This is a genomic window from Burkholderia sp. Ax-1719 (assembly GCF_011753055.1).
GTDB lineage: Bacteria > Pseudomonadota > Gammaproteobacteria > Burkholderiales > Burkholderiaceae > Paraburkholderia.
Genome location: NZ_VWWJ01000009.1, coordinates 22,460 through 45,064 on the forward strand (window position 1 = coordinate 22,460; position 22,605 = coordinate 45,064).

23 protein-coding genes are annotated in these 22,605 nt (G+C 63.2%); 13 read left to right on the forward strand and 10 right to left on the reverse strand.

What is annotated here, in order from left to right; genetic code table 11:
* The first annotated feature begins 15 nt into the window (after window positions 1-15).
* The gene (locus tag F3J17_RS17675) at window positions 16-1,224 is read left to right on the forward strand and encodes a 3-hydroxybenzoate 6-monooxygenase (protein WP_167061252.1); all 1,209 of its coding nucleotides are present in this window, start codon (window positions 16-18) and stop codon (window positions 1,222-1,224) included.
* Window positions 1,225-1,353: 129 nt separating this feature from the next.
* Window positions 1,354-1,761, forward strand: coding sequence for a DUF302 domain-containing protein (locus tag F3J17_RS17680; protein WP_167061255.1), 408 nt, complete (start codon window positions 1,354-1,356; stop codon window positions 1,759-1,761).
* A 157-nt stretch (window positions 1,762-1,918) separates the two neighbouring features.
* Here the strand turns inward: F3J17_RS17680 and F3J17_RS17685 are convergent, their stop codons facing one another.
* Window positions 1,919-2,176: a hypothetical protein gene (locus F3J17_RS17685; protein ID WP_167061257.1), complete on the reverse strand. Its 258-nt coding sequence runs from the start codon at window positions 2,174-2,176 to the stop codon at window positions 1,919-1,921.
* A gap of 513 nt (window positions 2,177-2,689) precedes the next feature.
* On the opposite strand from F3J17_RS17685, the gene F3J17_RS17690 reads away from it, so the two are divergent.
* The 6 genes from F3J17_RS17690 to F3J17_RS17715 all read left to right on the forward strand — a co-directional run bounded on the left by F3J17_RS17690 (window position 2,690) and on the right by F3J17_RS17715 (window position 8,383).
* Window positions 2,690-4,375 carry an alkaline phosphatase family protein gene (locus F3J17_RS17690; protein WP_167061822.1) on the forward strand — a complete coding sequence of 562 codons (1,686 nt, stop codon included), beginning with the start codon at window positions 2,690-2,692 and terminating at the stop codon, window positions 4,373-4,375.
* A gap of 216 nt (window positions 4,376-4,591) precedes the next feature.
* Entirely contained in the window at window positions 4,592-6,019 is a 1,428-nt protein-coding gene (locus F3J17_RS17695) for a cytochrome c peroxidase (RefSeq protein WP_167061260.1), read from the forward strand.
* 403 nt (window positions 6,020-6,422) lie between these two features.
* A complete protein-coding gene (locus F3J17_RS17700; RefSeq protein ID WP_167061825.1) occupies window positions 6,423-6,764 on the forward strand; it encodes a hypothetical protein in 342 nt (113 codons plus the stop codon).
* Window positions 6,765-6,768: 4 nt separating this feature from the next.
* On the forward strand, window positions 6,769-7,128 hold the full coding sequence (locus tag F3J17_RS17705) for a hypothetical protein (RefSeq protein ID WP_167061263.1): 360 nt from the start codon (window positions 6,769-6,771) through the stop codon (window positions 7,126-7,128).
* Window positions 7,129-7,222: 94 nt separating this feature from the next.
* Complete coding sequence (locus tag F3J17_RS17710; protein WP_240161047.1) at window positions 7,223-7,645, forward strand: lytic transglycosylase domain-containing protein; 423 nt, start codon at window positions 7,223-7,225, stop codon at window positions 7,643-7,645.
* Window positions 7,646-7,921: 276 nt separating this feature from the next.
* Window positions 7,922-8,383 (forward strand): DUF805 domain-containing protein, encoded by a 462-nt coding sequence (locus tag F3J17_RS17715; RefSeq protein WP_345891214.1) that lies wholly within the window; start codon window positions 7,922-7,924, stop codon window positions 8,381-8,383.
* 21 nt (window positions 8,384-8,404) lie between these two features.
* Here the strand turns inward: F3J17_RS17715 and F3J17_RS17720 are convergent, their stop codons facing one another.
* The 8 genes from F3J17_RS17720 to F3J17_RS17755 form a co-directional block, all read right to left on the reverse strand.
* Entirely contained in the window at window positions 8,405-8,755 is a 351-nt protein-coding gene (locus tag F3J17_RS17720) for a cupin domain-containing protein (RefSeq protein WP_167061269.1), read from the reverse strand.
* Between the two features lie 105 nt (window positions 8,756-8,860).
* Window positions 8,861-9,292 (reverse strand): OsmC family protein, encoded by a 432-nt coding sequence (locus F3J17_RS17725; RefSeq protein WP_167061272.1) that lies wholly within the window; start codon window positions 9,290-9,292, stop codon window positions 8,861-8,863.
* Between the two features lie 88 nt (window positions 9,293-9,380).
* A complete protein-coding gene (locus F3J17_RS17730) occupies window positions 9,381-10,172 on the reverse strand; it encodes a c-type cytochrome (RefSeq protein WP_167061275.1) in 792 nt (263 codons plus the stop codon).
* Window positions 10,169-11,794: a b(o/a)3-type cytochrome-c oxidase subunit 1 gene (locus tag F3J17_RS17735; protein ID WP_167061278.1), complete on the reverse strand. Its 1,626-nt coding sequence runs from the start codon at window positions 11,792-11,794 to the stop codon at window positions 10,169-10,171. Before F3J17_RS17735 ends, F3J17_RS17730 begins: the two co-directional genes overlap by 4 nt.
* Window positions 11,784-12,371, reverse strand: a complete 588-nt coding sequence (locus F3J17_RS17740) for a cytochrome C oxidase subunit II (RefSeq protein ID WP_167061281.1) — start codon at window positions 12,369-12,371, stop codon at window positions 11,784-11,786. Before F3J17_RS17740 ends, F3J17_RS17735 begins: the two co-directional genes overlap by 11 nt.
* Window positions 12,372-12,375: 4 nt before the next feature.
* A complete protein-coding gene (locus F3J17_RS17745; protein ID WP_167061828.1) occupies window positions 12,376-12,558 on the reverse strand; it encodes a hypothetical protein in 183 nt (60 codons plus the stop codon).
* A gap of 22 nt (window positions 12,559-12,580) precedes the next feature.
* On the reverse strand, window positions 12,581-13,747 hold the full coding sequence (locus F3J17_RS17750) for a cytochrome c (RefSeq protein ID WP_205194854.1): 1,167 nt from the start codon (window positions 13,745-13,747) through the stop codon (window positions 12,581-12,583).
* A 196-nt stretch (window positions 13,748-13,943) separates the two neighbouring features.
* The gene (locus tag F3J17_RS17755; RefSeq protein WP_167061829.1) at window positions 13,944-14,549 is read right to left on the reverse strand and encodes a c-type cytochrome; all 606 of its coding nucleotides are present in this window, start codon (window positions 14,547-14,549) and stop codon (window positions 13,944-13,946) included.
* Window positions 14,550-15,092: 543 nt separating this feature from the next.
* Between F3J17_RS17755 and F3J17_RS17760 the strand changes: the two genes are divergently transcribed.
* The gene (locus F3J17_RS17760; protein ID WP_167061287.1) at window positions 15,093-15,842 is read left to right on the forward strand and encodes a FadR/GntR family transcriptional regulator; all 750 of its coding nucleotides are present in this window, start codon (window positions 15,093-15,095) and stop codon (window positions 15,840-15,842) included.
* Window positions 15,843-15,940: 98 nt separating this feature from the next.
* On the opposite strand, the gene F3J17_RS17765 is transcribed toward F3J17_RS17760, so the two are convergent.
* Window positions 15,941-17,524 (reverse strand): aldehyde dehydrogenase (NADP(+)), encoded by a 1,584-nt coding sequence (locus F3J17_RS17765; RefSeq protein ID WP_167061290.1) that lies wholly within the window; start codon window positions 17,522-17,524, stop codon window positions 15,941-15,943.
* A gap of 203 nt (window positions 17,525-17,727) precedes the next feature.
* On the opposite strand from F3J17_RS17765, the gene F3J17_RS17770 reads away from it, so the two are divergent.
* The 4 genes from F3J17_RS17770 (at window position 17,728) to kdgD (ending at window position 22,600) form a co-directional block, all read left to right on the forward strand.
* Entirely contained in the window at window positions 17,728-19,065 is a 1,338-nt protein-coding gene (locus tag F3J17_RS17770; RefSeq protein WP_167061293.1) for an MFS transporter, read from the forward strand.
* A gap of 50 nt (window positions 19,066-19,115) precedes the next feature.
* Window positions 19,116-20,189 (forward strand): beta-propeller fold lactonase family protein, encoded by a 1,074-nt coding sequence (locus tag F3J17_RS17775; RefSeq protein WP_167061296.1) that lies wholly within the window; start codon window positions 19,116-19,118, stop codon window positions 20,187-20,189.
* A 66-nt stretch (window positions 20,190-20,255) separates the two neighbouring features.
* On the forward strand, window positions 20,256-21,605 hold the full coding sequence (gene gudD / locus F3J17_RS17780) for a glucarate dehydratase (protein ID WP_167061298.1): 1,350 nt from the start codon (window positions 20,256-20,258) through the stop codon (window positions 21,603-21,605).
* A 77-nt stretch (window positions 21,606-21,682) separates the two neighbouring features.
* Window positions 21,683-22,600 carry a 5-dehydro-4-deoxyglucarate dehydratase gene (gene kdgD / locus F3J17_RS17785; protein WP_167061301.1) on the forward strand — a complete coding sequence of 306 codons (918 nt, stop codon included), beginning with the start codon at window positions 21,683-21,685 and terminating at the stop codon, window positions 22,598-22,600.
* Window positions 22,601-22,605 lie beyond the last annotated feature (5 nt).

Sequence of the window (22,605 nt, forward strand, 5' to 3'; positions counted from 1 at the left end):
GAGGAGACATTCACCATGAGTACAACGAATCAAACCGGACCGCGCGTGATCGTGGTTGGCGGCGGCATTGGCGGTCTGGCGGCGGCGCTTGCGCTGGCGCGCCGCAACGTGCGCGTGCTGCTGCTGGAGCAGGCAGAGAAGATCGGCGAAATTGGCGCGGGTATCCAGCTCGGCCCCAATGCGTTTCATGCGCTCGATGCGCTGGGCGCGGGCGAAGCGGCGCGCGGGCGTGCCGTCTATACCGACTGGCTCAATCTGATGGACGCCACCGATGCGAGCGAAGTCGCGCGCATTGAAACCGGCACGCGCTTTCGCGAGCGATTCGGCAATCCGTATGCGGTGATCCATCGCGCGGATATTCACCTGTCGATTCTCGAAGCAGTGCAGAACAATCCGCTGATCCAGTTTCGCACCAGCACACAGGTGCAGACGCTCGAACAGGACGAAAAGGGCGTGACGCTCACGGACCAGCACGGCGAGCGTTATCGCGCCGATGCGGTGATTGGCTGCGACGGCGTGAAATCGGCGATTCGCGCGAAGCTGATTGGCGACGCCGCGCGCGTGACGGGCCATGTGGTCTATCGCGCTGTGGTGGAAACCGACAACATGCCCGAAGACCTGCGCATCAACGCGCCGGTGGTGTGGGCCGGCCCGCATTGCCATCTGGTGCACTATCCGCTGCGCGGCGGGCGGCAGTACAACCTCGTCGTGACGTTCCATAGCCGCGAACAGGAGGAGTGGGGCGTGCGCGACGGCAGCAAGGAAGAGGTGCTGTCCTATTTCGAAGGCGTGCATGCGAAGCCGCGTCAGATGCTCGATCGTCCGACATCGTGGCGGCGCTGGGCGACGGCCGACCGCGATCCGGTCGAGCGCTGGAGCTTCGGCCGCGCCACGCTGCTGGGCGACGCCGCGCATCCGATGACGCAATACATCGCCCAGGGCGCTTGCCAGGCGCTCGAAGATGCGGTGGCCTTGGGCGCTGCCTTCGAAGCGGCTGACGGCAACTTCGAAAAGGCTTTCGCGATCTACGAAAAGGCGCGTATTCCGCGTGCGGCGCGCGTGTTGTATTCGGCGCGCGAAATGGGCCGCATCTATCACGCGAAGGGCGTCGAGCGGCTAGTGCGCAATTCGCTGTGGGTGGGACGCACGCAGGATCAGTTCTACGACGCCTTGCAGTGGCTTTACGGCTGGCGCGAGGACAACTGTCTGCAGGGCGCGGTTTAAGCCCGTGACGACGCGAATCGATTCGCGTCGTCAATGGCAAAGCGCCGTTTCGGTCTTCAGTGCGCCGCTTTATGGACTACAGTGCGAGAGCACGCATGCATGCGTGACATCCATTTCGGAGCACAAGCCATGACGATCGGGCACGGGCAACACCCCTCATCCGTCGTGACGCTCAAGAGCGCCCACGACTTCGACACGACCATCACCCGTATCAAAGCCGCGCTGGATGGCGTGGGCGCGATCGTGTTCGCAGACGTGGACCAGCGCGAGGCCGCCGGGCTCGCAGGCCTCGATCTGCGGCGCACGCGCCTGATCCTGTTCGGCAATCCGAAGGCGGGCACGCCGATCATGGCGGCCAATCCGCATTCCGCACTGGAGTTGCCGCTGCGTCTGGTGGTCTGGGAGGACGACACCGGCCACATCCACGTCGATTATCGCGATGTGTCGCAGACGCTCGGGCCGCTCTACGCCATCGCGCCCGAATTGCTCGCGCCGCTGCAACGGATGGCCGGGTTGTTGCAGAACACGGTGCAATGAGCGCGAGCCAACGATCACGATGAAATCAAAGGCGCGCACTCAACCCGCGCCTGACTTGAGCAAGGCGCGACCCTCTTCGCCGCATGCCCGTGCGGCGAGAAAACCCCTTGTTTGAAGGCCTTTCGCGTTCTCGCGGCGGACCTTCATCGCATAGCGCTTACTGCCCGAAATAAATATCGCAGTCCGAACGCGGCCAGCAGGATTTGCCGATGCGGTGTCCCGACGCGCTGCCCGTATCGGGCACGCCGCCGTACGACATATCGGTGCCCGCCTGGGCGGACGCGTTCGCATCGTTGGTCATCGACTGATGGGCGCGCTCCTGCGAAATGGGCTCGTCTTTCGCCTGGGCGGTGCCCGGCGCGGTTGCGGTTGCGACCGTCACGAAGGCGGCGATAAACGCCAATCGGATCTTCATCTCCACACTCCTTCTTGAACGCCAGGGCCGTCGAAAGACGCGCCCCGACGCACGCACGGCGCGCGTTGCCGCGCCGTGCGAGTTCGAGAGGAAGGCCGGAATGCCGGCGCTCAACGTGTTAGTTAAAGCCTTACCAAAGGCCTTACACAGTCGGCGCGCCTCCGCCGGATCGGGAGGCGGCGCAGCGAGGCGCGGCGCAAGAAAGAAGGGATGGAGCGGGCGCGCAGAGAACGTCCACGCTGCATTTCCAGTTATAGCTCGCGCGAAACGCGAGTGCAAAACGCGTCTTCCCACATGTTGTTATTCCTTCCCATTTCTTTCGAATCTGAAATGTAGCGAAAGCTTAAGGAAATGGAATGGTCGCCGTGTAGTCATGTTGCGATGTTGTAATTCGCTCGCCCTGATGTCTGGCGCATTACCTGAAGCGCGCTCAATACGAAAGGCAGCCCACACGTCTTTTTGACGCGTCCAGGACTCTAAAACCAACTCGAAGAATCGATGGAGCCCAACAACATGTATCGCCGAGCATTACTCGCCGTGCCGTGCGCTGGCCTTGCCGCCGCACTGTTCGCGTGCGGTAGCAGCAACAACTCGAACCCTGGGTCGGCTACCGCGGCGGTGTCCGCGCAAGACGCTCTCACGACCAACACGCCGATCAAGCATCTCGTGGTGATCTACGGTGAGAACGTCTCGTTCGACCACTACTTCGCCACCTACCCGAACTCGACGAACCCGTCGGGCGAGCCGGCATTCTCGGCCGCTTCGGGCACGCCGAGCGTCAACGGCCTGACGGGTTCGCTGCTGACGTCGAACCCGAACTTCACGAACACGGCTAACGGCACGGGCGCAGCCAATCCCTTCCGTCTGGACCGTTCGCAGGCTGCCACGGCCGACCAGAACCACGCCTACACGGCCGAGCAGCAAGCCGGCGACAACGGGGCACTCGACCTGTTCCCGAAGTACACGGGTAGCGCGACGAGCGGCGGCGCAGGCGCCTTCGGCACGAAGGGCCAGGTGATGGGCTACTACGACGGCAACACCGTCACGGCGCTGTGGAACTACGCGCAAAAGTACGCCATGAGCGACAACGCGTGGACGGCGACCTACGGTCCGTCGACGCCGGGCGCGCTTGAAGTGGTGTCGGGTCAGACCAACGGTCTCGAACTCGTCAACACGTCGAAGCAGCCGGCTACGGCCACGACCTCGTCCTACTACATCCAGGACGGCGCGGGCGGCCTCACGATGATCAACGACGTCGATCCGGGCTACGACACCTGCTCCAGCACGACCGATTCGGGCATGATCAACGCGCTCAACATCGGCGATCTGCTGAACGGCCAGAAGATCACCTGGGGCGGCTTCATGGGCGGCTTCAACCTGCAGACCGTGAACGCCAACGGCACGACGGGTTGCAAGCGCAGCACGACGGCAACGGCGGTCAACGCTGCAACGGCCGACTACATCCCGCACCACAACTGGTTCCAGTACTTCAAGTCGACGTCGAACCCGCAGCACACGCGTCCGAGCTCGACGGCTGCAATCGGTTCGAGCCTCGAAACCGACGGCAAGACGGCTGAGCCGGCGAACCACCAGTACGACACGGATGACTTCTTTGCCGCTGTGAAGGCCGGCAACTATCCGTCGGTGAACTTCCTGAAGGCTCCGGCTGCTCAGGATGCGCACGCTGGCTACTCTGACCCGCTCGACGAACAGGCTTTCGTTACGAAGGTCGTGAACTTCCTGATGCAACAGCCGGACTGGAAGAACACGCTCGTCGTCGTGACCTATGACGATTCGGACGGCTGGTACGACCACCAGTACATGGCGCCGGTCCGCTCGTCGGCGGCTGCAGCTGACCAGCTCGGCGGTAACGGCGTGTGCGGTTCGGGCACGCAGCCGCTGGGTGTGACGGGCGCGCCGGTCAACGGCCGTTGCGGTCCGGGCACGCGTATCCCGTTTGTGGTGATCTCGCCGTACGCCAAGACGAACTACGTCGATCACACGTTCATCGACCAGGCTTCGGTGGTTCGCTTCATCGAAGACAACTGGCTCGGCGGCGCACGTCTGGGTGGCGGCTCGTTCGACGCCACGGCTGGCGATCTGCGCGGCATGCTGAACCTGACGGGTACGCCGGTCACCACGCCGCTGTACCTCGACGAAACGCTCGGCACGCAAGTGAGCTCCGCACCGGCGAACTAATCGCTGCCCGGCGCGAGACTGGTTGCGCACGCATCGATCAACATGATCCGCTGCGTGTGCGAACCCGGTTCTCGCGCCGGGTTTTCGCCGTTTTTTCAGGCCGGTTCTGGCAAATCGAACCGGCACAGGTAGAGTCCGACGCCGTGTCGTGCGCCACCGGTCAACGCCGGGCGCCCACGGCTTTCGGCATTTTTGTCCCGCCAGGAAGAACGCTTCATGTCCGAGCTTTCCGCATCGCCCACTCCGTCTTCTCCCTCGCCGCGCGCGAGCGCGAAGCCCGCGCGCCTCGTGCTGCGCGCCGCCGCTGCCGTGGTGATCGCCGCGCTGGGTTTCTGTGCCTATGCCGCCGCGTTTCCCGCCGATGTGCCCGAGAAAGTGGGCGAGGTCGTCGAGAATCTGACCGGCGCGAATCCGCATCCGGTCGTGCTGCAGCGTCCGGCCGTCGCGCCGCTGTCGGCGATGGCGCAGCTCGGCAAGCAACTCTTTTTCGACCCGTCGCTTTCGGCCTCGGGCAAGCAGTCGTGCGCCTCGTGTCATAGCCCCGACCACGCTTACGGGCCGCCCAATGGGCTCGACGTGCAGAAGGGCGGTCTGGCGATGACGCAGCAGGGTTATCGTCCGCCGCCTTCGCTGATGTATCTGTATCGCCAGCCGAATTTCAGCATCGGCCCGGATGCGGGCGAGAACGATGACGCGCCCACGGTTGCGCAGCAGGCGAGCGCCTCGGCCAACGTGGTGAAATCACAGAAGACGGCGGGCGGTCCTTCGACTTCGGTGGAAATGGTGCCGCAGGGCGGCCTGTTCTGGGATGGCCGCGCCGATACGCTGCAGCAACAGGCTTATGGCCCGCTGCTCAATCCGGTGGAAATGGCCAACACGAACATCGATACGGTGGCCGAGAAACTCAAGAACGCGCCGTACGCGAAGCGTTTCAATGAATTGTTCGGATCACGAATTTTCGACGATCGCAAGCTGGCCGTCTCTGAAGCGATGTTTGCGATTTCGCGCTATCAAGTGGAAGATCCGTCGTTCCATCCGTATAACAGCAAGTACGACCGCTGGCTTGAGGGTAAGGCGCATTTGAGTCAGGCCGAACTGCACGGGCTGCGTCTCTTCAACGATCCGGACAAGGCGAATTGCGCCGGTTGCCACTTGTCCAAGCCGGGCAAGGACGGTCTGCCGCCGATGTTTACCGATTACCAGTACGAGGCGCTGGGTGTGCCGCGCAACACCAAGCTCGCGCAGAACCAGGATCCGAAGTTCTTCGATATGGGCGTGTGCGGGCCGTTCCGTGCGGATTTCAAGGACCAGACGCAATATTGCGGCATGTTCCTGACGCCGACGCTGCGCAACACGACCACGCGCACGGTGTTCTTCCACAACGGCATTTATCACAATCTCGACGACGTGATGGCGTTCTATAACGAGCGCAATACCGATCCGGGCAAGTTCTATCCGCACGGCGCTAACGGCAAGATCGACAAATACAACGATATTCCGGCGCAGTTCCAGAAGAACGTCGACATCACCGATGCACCGTTCGATCGCAAGTTTGGCGACAAACCCGCGATGACTGCCAGCGATATCCGCGATATCGAGGCGTTCCTGAAGACGCTCAACGACGAACCGCCGGCATCGAATTAAGCGGTACAGGTTGATACGCTATATAAAACGGCCCGCGCTTTAAAAACGCGGGCCGTTGTGTTTTGATTAGACAAATAGTGCGGGGCGAGATGGCTTGGTCGCCCACCACGCCGCTTCACCAGGTTCAAGTCATTTTTACCGCCTCAGCGCTGGCGTCGCTCACACGCGACAGTCACATCCCGCCGATAGACGAAGCAGTTCTCTGCACGGACCGCCTTCTCCACGCAGCAAATTTCCCCCTCCGCGCGCATCGCGAGCGAGTTTTCCCTTTTTGCCAAACGTTTGCCGTCCGACTATCAAGTCGACGTAAAAATGGCCGAAAACGCGCATGTAGCCATGCAACTCTGGAGATTGGGACGTGAAGCGCGTTGTCTTCTTACTCACCGTACTCGCCGTCATTGCCATGACTGGCTGCGCGCAGTTGCATCCGGCCGATACGGCGCAGGCTGGCAAAGCCACCGTGTCGAATGCAATCCTGCGCTTCGATATTCCCGCTGACGCGCTCGGTGCGCGCGATCCGCAACTGAGCGCCGTGCTCGCCAAGGCAGGGGCGCTGGCCGCTGCGCAAAAGCGTCCGGCGCTGATTCGCGTGACCGCGCTCGGCCCGGACCTGCGCTATATCAACGAGGCGATCTGGCGCGGCGTGCCGGTGCATCAGGCCAACAAGCCGGTGCTGGAAAACCTCACGGCCGGCGCGAACCAGACGTACAGCGTGTCGATCGAGCCGCTGCAATCGGGAGGCTGACGTCATGCGCATGATCGCTTTCGCAGGAGCCGCGTGGCTCCTTTCCACTGCCGCCACGGCGGCCTGGGCAGGTCAGGCGGATGCAGCCGGCGCGAGCCTGCAGGCCTCGACGGGGTTTTCCGCCTCGCCTGCCACGGATAAGGTTTATCCGCCGTTGCCTTCACTCGCCATGCTGCCGCCCTCGGGTAGCGCGGGCAGTGACGACGATGACGTGCCCGCGCCGCACACGTCGTCGCGCAAGAAGAAGCTGCACACGCATGATGTGCGTCCGGTTGGCCCGACGGCGCGTCTCGTGGTGTCCGATACATCGCGCACCTACCTCAAGGACATCGAGCACCAGCTCGACGTCGCATTGGCGCGCTGACGCCGGTCCGGGAGATTGATCGATGGTTGAATACAACTCACGTGGCGCGCGCCGCGCAGGCATCGGCGCAATCGCTGCGCTGGCTTTCGCTGCAATGGCGTTTGGCGCGACTTCGGCCCAGGCCGCAACATCGGAAAATGACTGCTTCGAAAAAGCGGGCGCGTATCAAGGCGTCAATCCGCTTGTGTTGCGTGCAGTCGCGTGGCGCGAATCGAAAGGCGATGCCGCTGCGGTGAATCGCAATACCAACGGTTCGATCGACGTCGGCCAGGCGCAGATCAATTCGATTCATTTTCCTGAGCTCGCGCGGCAGGGCATTCCGCATCGCGCGCTCACCGATCCGTGCGTCAATATTTTCGTGGCCGCGTGGCTGTTGAAGCAAAAGATGGTGCGTTACGGCAATACGTGGCGCGCGATCGGCGCATATCACTCGGAATCGCCGGGCGAGCGCGATTCTTACGCGCGAAGCATCCAGAAAATTCTCGTAAGCTGGGGGCAGTTGCAGGCCGGGCAGTAATCAGGTACGCGGGAGACGCATCTTGGCTATCGTCTCCCGCATCATTCATTTCCGCATAGTCGCAAGACACTCCGTCGTTCACCTCTCCTCAAGTTATTTCCTTCGTTGTACTGCGCGGTCTGATTTTAAATTCGTGTCTCGTCGATTAAATAAATGCCAATTGAGTCGATTTTGATAAATCGAATAATTAAGGCATCATGTCGCACGATTTGAATTGTATCGAGACCAGCGTATTCAGAATGCTTAAATAACGAAAGCAAATCAAGGAGCGAATCGATGGATATGATTTTTTGCTATGGCTGCGGCAAGCAGGTGCATAAAACGGCGTCGAGCTGCCCGGGGTGCGGCGCGCTTCAGCAGGGTGCGCCCGCGCTTTCCAGCGCGTCCGCGGCTGGCGGCGTCGAGACTTCGAAGAACTGGTATCTTGAGCCGCTCAAGAAATACGCGACGTTTAGCGGTCGCGCGCGGCGCAAGGAGTATTGGTACTTCACGCTGTTTAGCACGCTGATTGCAATGAGTCTCGCCATTATCGACTTCGCGCTTGGCGAGATGGGTATCTTGAGCGATCTCTACAGTCTGGGCGTGCTGGTGCCGAGCATTGCCCTGGGCGTGCGGCGCATGCACGACACGGGGCGCAGCGGCTGGTGGTTGCTTTTGCCGCTCGTCAATCTGCTGTTCCTCTGCTTTGACGGCGATGATGGTCCCAACAAATACGGCGAAGATCCCAAATACCTGTGATTGGTGCCTGTTTTTGTAGGTCTAGTGATTTATCACGGGATGCTCGCGGGTGAGGTGAATCGTCACGATAATCGAAGCGTCGTCGAGTGCTTCGAGCGCGTGCGCCTCGCCCGTGTTCAGCAGCAGCATGTCGCCCGCATGCATCGTGCGGGATTCGCCATTGATGAAGAAACGGATCACGCCTTCCACACATAAAACCGTGATTTCGCCCGGCGCGCGATGCTCCGGAATGTGCTTGCCTGCGGGCAGCACGATACGCATGACTTCCAGATGGGAAGCGCGAATCAGGGTGATGGTTTTCGCGTTCTTGAGCGCGGCGCCAAGCGGGCGGACGTCGAAGACCTCGCCCGGTGCGGCATGAGGAATGGCCATGACGGTTTCTCCACTCAATTCACCAGAGCGGCCAGACTGGCGCGGGTGATCGGCGCCAGTCCGCCGCTTGACGACTCAAAGCAATGTGCAGCAAATCCATTCAATCTAACTCGCCAGCTTCGCATTCAGCGTGATTTTGGCGTTGTTCGCAAACAGCTTCGAAACCGGGCAATTTTCTTTCGCGCCCGTGGCGAGCTTTTCGAACGTCGCTTGATCGATGCCGGGAATCTTCGCGGTCATGTCGAGCTGGCAGGCGGTGATCGAAAAGCCTTCGCCCACTTTTTCCAGCGTGACCGTCGATTTCGTTTCGATGCTGTCGGCCTTGAAACCGGCTTCGGTGAGGAACAGCGAAAACGCCATCGTGAAGCAACCCGCATGCGCGGCGCCGATCAGTTCTTCCGGATTGGTGCCGGGGCCGCCTTCGAAGCGTGAAGCGAATCCATACGGTGCGTCGCGCAGCACGCCTGTCTGGGTCGAAATGCTGCCCTGGCCGTCCTTGATGCCGCCGTGCCATTTGGCGCTTGCCGTTTTTTGCATGATGTCTCTCCGCGATGGGTGGAGTGAAAGCGCGCGCAAGCCGCGTGCCGCGCGAGGAAAGGGTTTTGTCTGCCGGATCGAGCGTGAATTACTGTGAGTTCGCGTTGCCCGCATACCAGGCTGCGGCCGCGTCGATTTCCTCGGCGGTCATGTTGCGCGCGATATTGCGCATCTGCCCGGATATGTCGTTGTGACGCGTGCCGTTCGCGAATGCTGCGAGTTGCGCTTTCGTGTAAGCGGCCGGCAGGCCGTCGAGCCACGGACTGCCGACTTTGCTGTCCACACCGCCATGGCAGGCCGCGCAGACGGGAATATTGCGCAGCGGCGCGCCATGCGCGACGATCGCGGGCGAGTCGCCGCGCAGGTGAGCAAACGGCGCGAGCGATGCGTAATAAGCCGCCAGATCGCGCATATCCTGATCGGATAGATGTTGCGCCATCGGCGACATCACGGCGCTCTGGCGCGCGCCGCTCTGGAAGTCGAGCAGTTCCTTGTAGACCACGCTCGCATATTGCCCGGCGAGATTCGGCGAATTCGCGTCGCTCATGCCCTGTGGGCCGTGGCACATCGTGCAGCGCAAGGAGAGCGTTGCGCCGCGTCCGACCGAGAGCGCCGTCGCATCGTCGAGCATATGTGGCGCGAGTTCGACCGTGCTGACCTTGTAGCCGGGCGACACGGTCGAGCTCGCCTGATACCACTGGCGCGGCACGCCCGCCGCGCTGCAGATCGCGTTCCAGAGGCCCTGAAATTGCGGGTCGGTCTGTGCCGAAGGCAGCCAGACGAAGCCAATCAGCGCCGACACCACCAGCACGAGTATCGTCGCGCCCACACTGACGCGGAACCAGACGTTGCTTAACGAGAACAGGCGTTCGTCGCTCATCGCGGTGCTCCGATCGGGATCGCGGGCACGGCCGTATCCGGCGTCGCAAGGAGTTGCGCGATTGGGTAGCCGTAGTTCGCGACCGTGAGCGCGATCATCAGCACGATCCACAGGGCGAAGCTATTGAGCGCCACGGGCAGCGTGGGCGATTCGTGCACCGGCGTGCTGAAGCGATAATCTTCGGCGGGTTGCGCGGCGCTGCGATGGCCCTGTAAAAGCACCACAAAAAACAGCACCACCGAAATCACGAGAATAAAACCGCCAATCGCCGAGATCGTCACGAGACTCGCCTGCGCAGCCAGCGCGGGATCGCTGTAATCGAAATACGCCATGCGGCGCGGCATGCCCATCAGACCGACCAGATGCCACGGAAACGTCGTCACGATCATGCCGATAAACCACAGCCACAACTGCCAGCGCATCAACCGCCAGTTGGCCAGTGTGCGGCCGGTAAGCTGCGGCCACAGATCGTAGGCGATGGCGAAATACATGATGACGATCGCGCCGCCATAAATCAGATGGAAATGGCCCGTGATCCACTGCGTATTGTGAATCGGCTGGTCGAGCTGGTAACTCATGTTGATGAGGCCGCCCGCGCCGCCGAAGCCCAGCATCACGAACGAAAACGCCAGCGCGAGCATCTGCGGGTTGTGCCACGGCAGCTTCGCGATCCAGCCGAACGTGCCCTTGCCGCCGCGCAGCCGCCCCGCGATTTCGACCGATGCGCAGATGGTGAACACAGTGAGGAGCGTAGGCACCGCCACCAGCGCCGTGAATACCGATTGCAGGAATTTGAAGCCCGCGCCCACCTGAGGATCGGTGAACAGGTGATGCAGGCCGATCGGCATCGCCACCACCAGAAACAGGATGAACGAGATGCGCGCCATCGAATCGCTATAGAGCCGCCCGCCAATCGCACGCGGAATGATGGTGTAGTAGGCGATATAAGCGGGCATCAGCCAGAAGTAGACGATGGCGTGCAGCGTCCATGAGAAGAACACGCGTGCGAGGCCCGCGTCGATGGTGTTGCGCCAGCCGAACGCTACCGGCAGGATCTGGAACAGCACTTCGATGGCTGCGCCTACCGCGGTCCAGCCCCACAGGTACGCGCCTGCCGTGGTGGCGAACATCGCCAGTGGCACGGGCTTGCCGCGATTCTCGCGCTTCCAGGCAGCGAGATTCACGCTCATCAGCGCGACCCACACCCACGACCCCACCACCACCAGCACCACGCCGATGTAATAAAACACGTTGCCGATCATCGGCGGATAAAACGTATAGAGCACCGACGCGCGTCCGAGCGCAACCGGCACCGAAGCCGTGACCGCACCCAGCGCGAGCAGAACAAAGCCGAGCCACGCAAAGCGCACACCCACCAGCGCGCGCTTGAGCGCGAGTTCGCTCACCGCATAACCGAAGCCCATGGCGATCAGCGTGGGAAACGCGTAGCCCATTACCGTGCCGTGTTCCGTGACGGATCGATAATAAAGTTCGGGGTCCTTAAGCCACGGATGCAGCGGGCTGCGCACGAGCATCTGCCATGCGCCCAGCAATAGCGCCACGCCAAACAGAATGAAGGCGAGCCAGAAATGGGCGAGCACGAGTCGCTTGTTATTTAACACAGCTCAGTCTCCCCGAATGGTTCTCCGGCAGCGCCGCCATCTGCATGAAAGCGTCGCGCTCGACGACTTTCACATGCGCCCACATGCCCTGATGACCCGCGCCGCAATACTCGTGGCAGGGCATCAGATGATCGCCGGGCTGGGCGAAGGTCGTGCGGAAGGTGGAGACATAGCCCGGTTCGACCATCGAATTGAGGTTGGTGTCGGTGACGAGAAAACCGTGCACGACGTCCGCGCTGGTGGCGCGGAAGGTGATGGGAACGCCTGCGGGCACGACGATGCATTGCGGCGTGAACGAATACTGCTGCGCGAGCACGCGCACCGTGACGGAGCCGTCGGGTTCGAGCGCGCTGCCCAGATTGGTTTCGACGAATTCGCCCGAGACGTGCAGCGTTTCCGGATTGATGGTTTCGACGCGCGAGGGCGGCATCATCGCCCAGTGCAGGCCGGTGAAAATCACCATCGCCACCAGCACGAGAACGAGCGCCACTATGAACATGGCCCAGCGGCGCTCCACGCGCGCGGCGACTTCGGCGCTGGCATGACTGCCGTGGGGATCGGTTGGATGCGTGGACATGGCTTTACTGGATCACGCCGCGAGGCAGAAAGACGAGGAAGTAGAACGCAAACCAGATCGCCGCCACGATCGCGGTGGCGATGCTGGCAAGCGCGAGTGCGCCGCTCGGCCCCTGGCGCACGATCTCGTCGACCTGCTCGTGTTGCGGGCGCTCACCGGGCTGCTCGGGAACGGGGGTTTCGATCATCACGGCCTCGCTTCAATGCAGATCAGAACAGCGGCGCGGAGCGCAGCGCATTGACTTCCTTCACCGACACCGGCGCGCCGTGATTGCCCCACGCCGTGCGGATATAGGTGACCACGGCGGCCACTTCTTCATCCGAGAGCGATTGCGCGAATGGCGGCATGCCGTAGGGCATCGGATTCTTTCTGGTGCCTGGCGCATAGCCGCCGTTGAGCACCATGCGAATGGGATTGACCGCCGAATTCATCTGGATCGACTGGTTGTTCGCCAGCGGCGGGAAATGCGGCAGCTTGCCCTGACCTTCGGTCGCGTGGCAGACGGCGCACTGCGCCTCGTAAATTTTCTTGCCGAGCGGCGCGAGCCGGTTCGCTTCTTCGTTGACGAACTGGCTCTTGGGCGATTTATCGACTTCGTTCGAATGGCCCGGCAGCGATTTCAGATAGACGGCTACCGCGCGCACGTCGTCTTCGGTGAGGTACTGGAAGCTGTCGTAGACCACTTCGGCCATCGGGCCGTACACCGCGCCGCGATTCGACACACCCGCGTGCAGCAGATCGACGATATCGTCGATGCTCCAGTCGCCCAGACCCGCTTCCTTGTTCGAGGTGAGCGAGGGCGCGTACCAGTTCTGCAGCGGAATCAGGCCGCCCTGGAATTCCTTCGAGGCGGAATTGCCGCCCAGCGCGTTGATTTCCGTGTGGCACATCGTGCAGTGTCCGAGGCCTTCGACCAGATACGCGCCGCGATTCCATTCGACCGATTGTTTCGGATCAGGCTTGAATTCGCCCGCGCGGAAGAACAGCGCGCGCCAGCCGATCAGCAGCGAACGCTGGTTATATGGAAAGCGCAGCGTATGCGCGCGATTGGGCTGATGTACGGGCTGCGTGGACATCAGATACGCATAGATCGCATCGGAGTCGGCGCGCGTGACTTTGGTGTACGAGGCGAACGGCATCGCGGGATAGAGCAGCGTGCCGTCGCGCGATTTGCCTTCGTGCAGCATGCGGAAGAACTCGTCCGCGTTCCATGCGCCGATGCCGTAGGTCTTGTCCGAAGAGATATTCGGCGTGTAGAGCGTGCCGAACGGCGTTTCCATCGGCCGCCCGCCGCCGAACATCTGCTGCGACGGCACCGTATGGCAAGCGATGCAATCGCCCGCGCGTGCGAGGTATTCGCCGCGCGCGATCTGCATGGCGCCCGCCGCTGTGGGTTTGGCGTTGGCGGTTGCGGCGGCGGCTGCTGCGCTGGCGGCATCGGCGGCGTTGGCCGTAGGCGCGGCGGTTTGTGCATGCGCGTTCAGCGTTACGGCAAAGCACACGGCCAGCGGCGCAATCAGCGAAACGATGAGGGATCGAAGTTTTCGCACTTTTCGCACGACGAGGCCTCGGCTAGTGGGGAACGCTGCCGCACGCGAGCGGCAGCGGCGCGGGCGCAGCAGGCGTCGGATCTGCGGGCGCGGGCTGCGCGGCAAGCCAGGCGGCGATGGCCGTGATGTCGTGCTCGGCCAGATGCGAGGCGATGTCGTGCATGCAGTCCGGGCTGGCGGCGCGGCGCGTGCCGTAGCGGAATGCGCCCAGTTGCGCGCTGATGTACTCCGCGTGCAACCCCAGCAGGCCTGGAATCGCAGGCTGCATGCCGGTCAGCGACGCGCCGTGGCAGGCCGCGCAGGCGGGCACGTTGCGCTCGGGCGCGCCGTTGGTCACGAGCGATTTGCCGAGCGCGAGCGTGGCGGCGTCGACCTTGGGCGTGGCGGGCAGCGGATAGGGCGGATGCTGCTGCGCGAAGAATTCGGCGATCTGCTTGAGGTAGGCGTCGGGCAGATACGCGAGTAGATAGTTCATCGGCGGATAGCTGCGGCCGCCGTCACGGAACGCGATGAGCTGGTTGTAGAGATAGCCCGCGGGCTTGCCCGAGAGGCGCGGGAAGTAGTCGTTGTCGGTGCCTTCGCCATGTGCGCCGTGGCATGCGGCGCAGCCCATCACGCGGGCCTGCATGGTGTCGGGCGCGCGCTCGGCGGGCGGCGCGGCATGGGATGCCACGCCGGGCAGCACAGTCGCCAGGGTGAGGGCGCTGAGGACAACGCGGACGATGCGATTTCTCAATGATTCCCTCGTGGCGGAATGTGGCGGGCACAAACGCAATGCGATTCGGTATCAGTTGAGGCGTCGTCCGGTGGGTGTGGGGAACCTGGCGCGCATCCTCTGGTGGCAGATTATGGGCAAAAAGACGATCTGTCGAGACGAAGGTGTGCAAGGGCGTTTGAGCGATTCTTTACATTTAGCCCTTGAAAATAGACGTTTGCTAACGCGAAGGTTGAATGTGTGATAGATGATCGATATCGATTGACATGGATTCCTAATTATCTGACCGAACCGTGATGGATAAGCGACGCGGCGAGGAGGCGCTCGCAGCAGCATAGGCCGCAGCGCAAGTTGTCCGATGTCTTTCGCCTTGAACGACCCAGCCGCAGCGTCCCCGCTCACGGAGTTGTCCGACGACGTATAATGGTGCGAAACCCGCATACCAAGGAGAGGACGATGGCCGATCCGCTCGCCGCGCCCATGCTCAACCGTCCACCCCGCAATCGCAATCTCGCCGAACACGTCGTCAACTACGTCAACGAGCAGATCGCTTCGCGCTCACTCAAACCCGGCGACAAGCTGCCGACCGAAAGCTCGCTCATGACCTTGCTGGGCGTGAGCCGCACTGTCGTGCGCGAAGCCATTTCACGCCTGCAGGCCATGTCGGTGATTGAGACGCGTCATGGCATCGGCAGCTTCGTGCTGGAGCCGCGCCGCGAACCGCTCGATCTCGACGTCGTGCCCGCGAGCACGCTCAACGATCTGCTTTCGGTGCTCGAATTGCGCATCAGCCTCGAAACCGAATGCGCGGGGCTTGCCGCGCAGCGCGCGAGCGAGCGCGATCTCGCGAATATCCGCACGGCGCTCGACGCGATTTCGTCGGCCACGCGCGCGGGTGGTGATAGCGCGGGTGCGGATCTGCAGTTTCACGTTTCCGTGGCGCGCGCCACCGGCAACCGATATTTCGTCGATATCCTCACGCAAATGGGCGCGGCGCTGATTCCGCGTCATCGCATCGACTCGGCGGGCATTGCGCACAGCGATCCGAAGGCCTACGCCGAACTCGTCAATCGCGAGCACGAGAGCATTTTCGAAGCGATCGCGCGTCAGGATCCTGAAGGCGCGCGCGCCGCGATGCGCATGCATCTGTCGAGCAGCCGCGAGCGGCTGCGCCGCGCGGCGGCAGCGGCGGGCGAAACGGCCTGAAGCGTACAAGCGCGTAGAAAGCACAAGCGCCTATAAAAAATCGGCGGCCGGATGGTAAGCATCCGGCCGCCGATTTCGTTTGCGCGCCGCGTGACGGCTTAGCCGCGCACGAGTTCGCCGTTCTTGCGCCGCCACAGTTCAAGCGGATTGCTATCGGCGAGCGCCTCGGGCAGCAGGCCCGCCGGGAAGTCCTGATAGCACACCGGACGCAGGAAGCGCTCGATCGCGCTCGTGCCGACCGAGGTCGCGCGGCTATCGGACGTTGCCGGGAACGGCCCGCCGTGCACCATCGCGTGCGTGACCTCGACGCCGGTCGGGAAACCGTTGACGAGCAGTCGGCCCGCCTTGCGCTCCAGGATGGTAACGAGGCGCTGTGCAACGGGCAGGTCGTCGTTGTCCATCTGGATCGTCGCGGTCAACTGGCCCGCGAAGTGTTCCGCCACCGCCAGCAGTTCCGCTTCGTCCTTGCAGCGCACCAGCGTCGAAGCCGGGCCGAACACTTCGTCTTCGAGCGCGGGCTGGGCGAGGAAGGTCTGCGCATCGGTGACGAACAGGGCGGCGCATGCCTGGTTCGGGCCGCTTTCCGGCTGGCCTTGCGCGATCGCGCTCACACCGGGCGTTCGCGCGAGGCGCTGGGCGCCTTGTTCGTACGCCGCGTGGATGCCAGCCGTGAGCATGGTCTGCGCGGGCTTGCCGCCGAGCGCGCCAGTTGCCGTGTCGACGAATTGCGCGAGCGCCGGGCTGTCGATGGCAATCGCGAGACCGGGATTCGTGCAGAACTGCCCCGCGCCCAGCACCAGCGAATCGACGAAACCTTGCGCGATGGCCGCACCGCGCGCCGCGAGCGCCTGCGGCAGCAGGAACACCGGGTTGATGCTGCTCATCTCCGCGTAGACGGGAATGGGCTCGGGGCGCTGCGCGGCAATGCGCATGAGCGCCGTGCCGCCCGCGCGCGAGCCTGTGAAGCCCACCGCCTTGATGGCCGGATGCGCAACCAGCGCTTCGCCCACGGTGCGGCCCGCGCCGACGATCAGCGAGAACACGCCTTCGGGCAGGCGCATCTCCTTGACGGCCTGCTGGATCACGCGCCCCACCATTTCCGAGGTACCCAGATGCGCGCCGTGCGCCTTCACGACCACCGGGCAGCCCGCCGCCAGCGCCGCAGCCGTATCGCCGCCCGCCACGGAAAACGCCAGCGGGAAATTGCTCGCGCCGAACACCGCAACCGGGCCAACGGCGATCTTTTGCAGACGCAGATCGGAGCGCGGCAGCGGCTTGCGATCGGGCAGGGCGGAATCGAGCGTCGGCGTGAGCCACAGACCTTGACGCACTTCCTGCGCGAACAGTTTCAGCTGACCGACGGTGCGGCCGCGCTCGCCTTCGAGGCGCGCTTTGGGCAGGCCGGTTTCCGCGTGCGCGCGCTCGGTGAGTGCGTCGCCGAGCGCGGCAATGCCGTCCGCGATGCGTTCGAGGAAGGCCGCGCGCGTGGCGAGCGGCAGCTTGCGATACGGGTCGAACGCCGCGGCGGCCAGTTCGCAGGCCAGCGCGACATCGTCGGCGTTGCCGGCGCCGAAGGAAGGCTTGGCGATGTCTTCGCCAGTGGCGGGGTTGAAGGCCAGCAGGGGCGCGTTCGAACCGCGTACGGCACGGCCGCCAATAAGCATTTCGCCGGTGATCTGCATGTCGTCTCCTGACGCAGTGAGTTGAGTTATGTCATCGTACAACATAAGCATGGCGCGATACAATCTCGACGCCTGAAAGCCCCGTACGGCGCATAAAATCAGCAAATAAAGGGTAAACACCACGTTGGAGTTGTCGGATGGCTTGGCTATGATGTCATCAGACAACGTACCACGGTGCTCGACACCGACAGGAGACAACCTCGATGTCCGCTAACGCCACCCGCTATGACGAGCTGCTGGATTCAGCCAGCGCCAAGGTCATGCGGCATGTCCTGCCGCTGTTTCTGATCATGTTCATCGCGAACTATATCGACCGTGTGAACGTCGGTTTCGCCAATACCCACATGGAAGCCGATCTGGGGCTGTCGGCGGCGGCGTATGGGCTGGGCAGCGGGTTGTTTTTCATCGGTTACGCGCTGTTCGAAGTGCCGTCGAACATGCTGATGCAGAAGTTCGGCGCGCGCGCCTGGCTCACCCGGATCATGGGGACGTGGGGCATCGTCGCGGCGTCCATGGCCTTCGTGCGAAACGACACCTCGTTCTATCTGCTGCGTTTCCTGCTGGGCATTGCGGAAGCGGGCTTCTTTCCGGGCGTGGTCTATTACTTCGCGCAGTGGCTGCCGCAGAAGGAGCGCGGCAAGGCCGTGGCGGTGTTCCTCGCGGGATCGGCGTTCGCCTCGGTGCTGTCGGGGCCGGTCACGGGCGCGCTGCTTTCGGTGCGCGGTCTGGGTTTCGCTGGCTGGCAGTGGATGTTCCTGATCGAAGGCGCGTTTTCCATCGTGCTGTGTGCGGCGAGCTGGCTGATCCTCAAGTCGCGCATCCGTGACGCTCACTGGCTCACGGGCGACGAGCAGGGCGCGCTCGAAACCTATATGGCCCGCGAGCAGGCCGAGCGTGAAGCCGCCACGGGCGCCCATGTGCCGGTCATGCGTCTGCTGCGCGATCCGCAGATCGTGCTGTTCTGTTTCCTCTATTTTGCGATCCAGCTGACGATCTACGCGGCCACCTTCTGGCTGCCCACCATCATCCGCAAGATGGGCGGCCTGACGGACTTCCAGGTGGGCCTCTACAACGCGATTCCGTGGATGATCGCCATCGTTGCGATGTACTGCTTCGCGCTGCTTTCCGCGAAGTATCGCCATCAGCAACGCTGGCTGGCGCTTACGCTGGTGATCGCCGCGTGCGGGCTGTTTGCGTCGACCTCGGCGGATCCGGTGTTCTCGTTTGTCGCGATCTGTTTTTCGGCGATCGGTTTCAAGGCGGCTTCGTCGCTGTTCTGGCCGCTGCCGCAGGGCTATCTGGATGCCCGCGTCGCCGCTGGCGTGATCGCGCTGATCAATTCGCTGGGCAATCTGGGCGGTTTCTTCGCACCGGCCACTTTCGGTTATCTGCAGCAGCACACCGGTTCGATTACGGGCGGGCTGTATGGGTTGGGCGTGACGTCGCTGATTGCCGCCGCGGCCGCCTTCCTTGCGCGCAACAAACCGTCGCGGCGCGCGTTCACCGACGAAGCGGAATCGGTCCATCGTGGCGCACACTGATGCCTTTATGCTGCATCTGGCCCACGACTGAACTGAAAAGGACACGACTCATGCAAGACCGCTACTTCGTCTACGTTTCGAACGCCAATGACGGCGAGATCGACGTGCTGCATCTGGACGCCAACGCCGCCGGGCTCACGCCGCATGCGCGCACGGCTATCGCGCCCACCGTCATGCCGATGGCGCTTACGCCGGATCGCCAGCATCTCTACGCCGTCACGCGCGGCACGGATCTGCATCTGTATCGCTACGCCATTGACGCGCAGAGCGGCACGCTGACCACGCTCGGGCGCGCGCCGCTCGATTCGAGCTTCGCCTATCTGTGCGCCGATCCGCTGGGCCGCTTCGTGCTGGGCGCGTCGTATGGCGAGCATCGCGTCTGTCTGTATCGCGTGAAGGACCTTGAAAACGGTCTGGGCGCGCCGCTGCAAACCGTCGAAGGCATCCAGAACGCGCACGCCGTGATCGTCTCGCCCGATGGCCGCTTCGCCTATGCCTCGTCGCTGGGTAGCGACCGCGTGTTCTGCTTCGCGCTGGAAGACGAAGGACGTCTACGCGAGATCGGCACGGTGGATCTGGGCAAGGGCTTCGGGCCGCGTCATCTGTGTCTGTCGCCCGATGGCAACACGCTTTACGTACTGAGCGAATTCCGCGCGACCGTGGTCGTGCTGGCGCGCGACGCGCAAAGCGGCGAACTCACGCTGCGACATGTCTCGCCGCGTGCCGCCGACCTCGCGCATCTGAACGACGGCTTTGCGCGTCCCAGTTCGTCGGACCCGGTCCAGCCCGATCCCGCCGAACTGGCAAAGCTGGTCTGGGCCGCCGACATCCACGTCTCGCCCGATGGCCGCTTTGTCTACGCGTCGGAGCGCACCACCAGCCGTCTGCTGACCTACGCCGTGCAGCCGGACGGCTCGCTCGACTACGCGGGTTTTGTCGATACCGAAACCCAGCCGCGCGGTTTCCGCCTCGACCCGTCGGGCCGCTTCGCGGTGGCGTGCGGGGAGAAGTCTCCGCATGTCTCGCTGTATCGCGTCGATGCACAAAGCGGCGCGCTCACGCTCGCTGCGCGTTGCGCGGGCGGGCATGGCGCGAACTGGGTGGAAATCGTCGCCGCACCTTGAATTGATTCGATTGATCGACTGGCGCTGGTGTTTCGCTCGCGCCGCTTTTAGACAGGTAATGCTTTCATGACCACACAAAACGTCCAGCCGAATGCGACTCCCGTCGTGACCGAACTGCGCGTCGTGCCCGTCGCGGGCCGCGACAGCATGCTGATGAACCTCTCCGGTGCGCACGGTCCGTTCTTCACGCGCAACGTCGTGCTGCTGCGCGACAGCGCGGGCAATACGGGCATCGGCGAAGTGCCGGGCGGCGAGGCGATCCGCAAGACGCTCGACGACGCGCGAGCGTTCGTGGTCGGCCAGTCGATCGGCAATCTCCAGGCGGTGCTCAACACGGTGCGCAAGCAGTTCGCGGACCGCGATTCGGGCGGCCGCGGCCTGCAGACCTTCGATCTGCGCACCACGATTCACGCGGTGACGGCGCTTGAAGCCGCGCTGCTCGATCTGCTCGGCCAGCATCTGGGCGTGCCGGTTGCCGCGCTGCTGGGCGAAGGGCAGCAGCGCAGCGAAGTGGAGATGCTCGGTTATCTGTTCTTTATCGGTGATCGCAACAAAACGGATCTGGAGTACGCGAGCGGCGCCGATGGCCGTGACGACTGGGAGCGCCTGCGCACGGAAGTGGCGATGACGCCGGAAGCCGTGGTTCGTCTGGCCGAAGCCGCGAAGGCGCGTTACGGCTTCAACGATTTCAAGCTCAAGGGCGGCGTGCTGGCGGGCGACGCGGAAATGGAAGCGGCGACGGCGCTGGCCGAACGTTTCCCGGAAGCGCGCGTGACGCTCGATCCGAACGGCGCGTGGTCGCTGGCGGAAGCAATCCGCCTGTGCCGCGACAAGCACGATGTGCTCGCTTACGCGGAAGACCCGTGCGGCGCGGAAAACGGCTACTCGGGCCGCGAAGTGATGGCCGAATTCCGCCGTGCGACTGGCCTGCCGACGGCCACCAACATGATCGCCACCGACTGGCGTCAGATGGGTCACGCGATCCAGTTGCAGTCGGTCGATATTCCGCTGGCGGACCCGCACTTCTGGACCATGCAGGGATCGGTGCGCGTCGCGCAGATGTGCAACGACTGGGGCCTCACGTGGGGTTCACACTCGAATAATCACTTCGATATTTCGCTGGCGATGTTCACGCATGTGGCCGCCGCCGCGCCCGGCAAGATCACCGCGATCGACACGCACTGGATCTGGCAGGACGGCCAGCGCCTCACGCGCGATCCGTTGCAGATCGTCGGCGGCAAGGTGCAGGTGCCGCAGAAGCCAGGACTCGGCATCGAGATCGATCTCGACGAACTGGAAAAGGCGCATGCGCTGTATCAGCAGCATGGGTTGGGCGCGCGCGACGACGCCGTCGCCATGCAATACCTGATTCCCGACTGGAAATTCGACAACAAGCGTCCGTGCCTGGTGCGTTGAACGCGCGCTAAGTCCGCGCTGAACGTTGCGACAAAACACATTTACCGATTAATCGACAGATTCAAAGGATCACCACCATGACCACTCCGCAAGAACTCAAGCAAATCGTCTCCGAAGGCCTGCTTTCGTTTCCCGTCACCGACTTCGACGCGCAGGGCAACTTCCGCGCCGACACCTACGCCGAGCGCCTCGAATGGCTGGCGCCGTACGGCGCGAGCGCGCTGTTCGCGGCGGGCGGCACGGGCGAATTTTTCTCGCTGACGAAGAGTGAATACTCGCAGGTCATCAAGACCGCGACGGAAACCTGCAAGGGCAAGGTGCCGATCCTGGCAGGCGCGGGCGGCGCGACGCGCGTGGCCATCGAGTACGCCCAGGAAGCGGAGCGCAACGGCGCGCAGGGCATTCTGCTGATGCCGCACTACCTGACCGAAGCGTCGCAGGAAGGCATCGCGAAGCACGCGGAAGAGGTCTGCAAGGCCGTGCCGAACATGGGCGTGATCATCTACAATCGCGCCAATTCGAAGCTCAACGCCGACATGCTCGAACAGCTCGCCGACCGTTGCCCGAACCTGATCGGATTCAAGGATGGCGTGGGCGAGATCGAAGCGATGGTGACGATCCGCCGTCGTCTGGGCGACCGCTTCTCGTACCTGGGCGGTCTGCCCACGGCGGAAGTCTACGCGGCGGCGTACAAGGCGCTGGGCGTGCCGGTGTACTCGTCGGCGGTGTTCAACTTCATTCCGAAGACGGCGATGGACTTCTACCGCGCGATTGCCGCCGATGACCACGCAACGGTCGGCAAGCTGATCGACGAATTCTTCCTGCCGTATCTGGCGATCCGCAATCGTCGCGCCGGTTACGCGGTGAGCATCGTCAAGGCGGGCGCGAAGCTGGTGGGCCACGACGCGGGCCCGGTGCGTGCGCCGCTGACCGATCTGAACGAAGAAGAACTGGCGCAGCTCGACGCGCTCATCAAGAAGCTGGGCGCGCAGTAAGGCAG

Coding starts and splice junctions, on each gene's coding strand:
- kdgD (WP_167061301.1), top strand. CDS start 21,683: ATGACCACTCCGCAAGAACTCAAGCAAATCGTCTCCGAAGGCCTGCTT.
- F3J17_RS17700 (WP_167061825.1), top strand. CDS start 6,423: ATGACTGGCTGCGCGCAGTTGCATCCGGCCGATACGGCGCAGGCTGGC.
- F3J17_RS17715 (WP_345891214.1), top strand. CDS start 7,922: ATGGATATGATTTTTTGCTATGGCTGCGGCAAGCAGGTGCATAAAACG.
- F3J17_RS17685 (WP_167061257.1), bottom strand. CDS start 2,176: ATGAAGATCCGATTGGCGTTTATCGCCGCCTTCGTGACGGTCGCAACC.
- F3J17_RS17775 (WP_167061296.1), top strand. CDS start 19,116: ATGCAAGACCGCTACTTCGTCTACGTTTCGAACGCCAATGACGGCGAG.
- gudD (WP_167061298.1), top strand. CDS start 20,256: ATGACCACACAAAACGTCCAGCCGAATGCGACTCCCGTCGTGACCGAA.
- F3J17_RS17745 (WP_167061828.1), bottom strand. CDS start 12,558: ATGATCGAAACCCCCGTTCCCGAGCAGCCCGGTGAGCGCCCGCAACAC.
- F3J17_RS17675 (WP_167061252.1), top strand. CDS start 16: ATGAGTACAACGAATCAAACCGGACCGCGCGTGATCGTGGTTGGCGGC.
- F3J17_RS17765 (WP_167061290.1), bottom strand. CDS start 17,524: ATGCAGATCACCGGCGAAATGCTTATTGGCGGCCGTGCCGTACGCGGT.
- F3J17_RS17730 (WP_167061275.1), bottom strand. CDS start 10,172: ATGAGCGACGAACGCCTGTTCTCGTTAAGCAACGTCTGGTTCCGCGTC.
- F3J17_RS17770 (WP_167061293.1), top strand. CDS start 17,728: ATGTCCGCTAACGCCACCCGCTATGACGAGCTGCTGGATTCAGCCAGC.
- F3J17_RS17760 (WP_167061287.1), top strand. CDS start 15,093: ATGGCCGATCCGCTCGCCGCGCCCATGCTCAACCGTCCACCCCGCAAT.
- F3J17_RS17740 (WP_167061281.1), bottom strand. CDS start 12,371: ATGTCCACGCATCCAACCGATCCCCACGGCAGTCATGCCAGCGCCGAA.
- F3J17_RS17680 (WP_167061255.1), top strand. CDS start 1,354: ATGACGATCGGGCACGGGCAACACCCCTCATCCGTCGTGACGCTCAAG.
- F3J17_RS17725 (WP_167061272.1), bottom strand. CDS start 9,292: ATGCAAAAAACGGCAAGCGCCAAATGGCACGGCGGCATCAAGGACGGC.
- F3J17_RS17695 (WP_167061260.1), top strand. CDS start 4,592: ATGTCCGAGCTTTCCGCATCGCCCACTCCGTCTTCTCCCTCGCCGCGC.
- F3J17_RS17750 (WP_205194854.1), bottom strand. CDS start 13,747: ATGCAGATCGCGCGCGGCGAATACCTCGCACGCGCGGGCGATTGCATC.
- F3J17_RS17755 (WP_167061829.1), bottom strand. CDS start 14,549: ATGCAGGCCCGCGTGATGGGCTGCGCCGCATGCCACGGCGCACATGGC.
- F3J17_RS17690 (WP_167061822.1), top strand. CDS start 2,690: ATGTATCGCCGAGCATTACTCGCCGTGCCGTGCGCTGGCCTTGCCGCC.
- F3J17_RS17705 (WP_167061263.1), top strand. CDS start 6,769: ATGCGCATGATCGCTTTCGCAGGAGCCGCGTGGCTCCTTTCCACTGCC.
- F3J17_RS17720 (WP_167061269.1), bottom strand. CDS start 8,755: ATGGCCATTCCTCATGCCGCACCGGGCGAGGTCTTCGACGTCCGCCCG.
- F3J17_RS17710 (WP_240161047.1), top strand. CDS start 7,223: ATGGCGTTTGGCGCGACTTCGGCCCAGGCCGCAACATCGGAAAATGAC.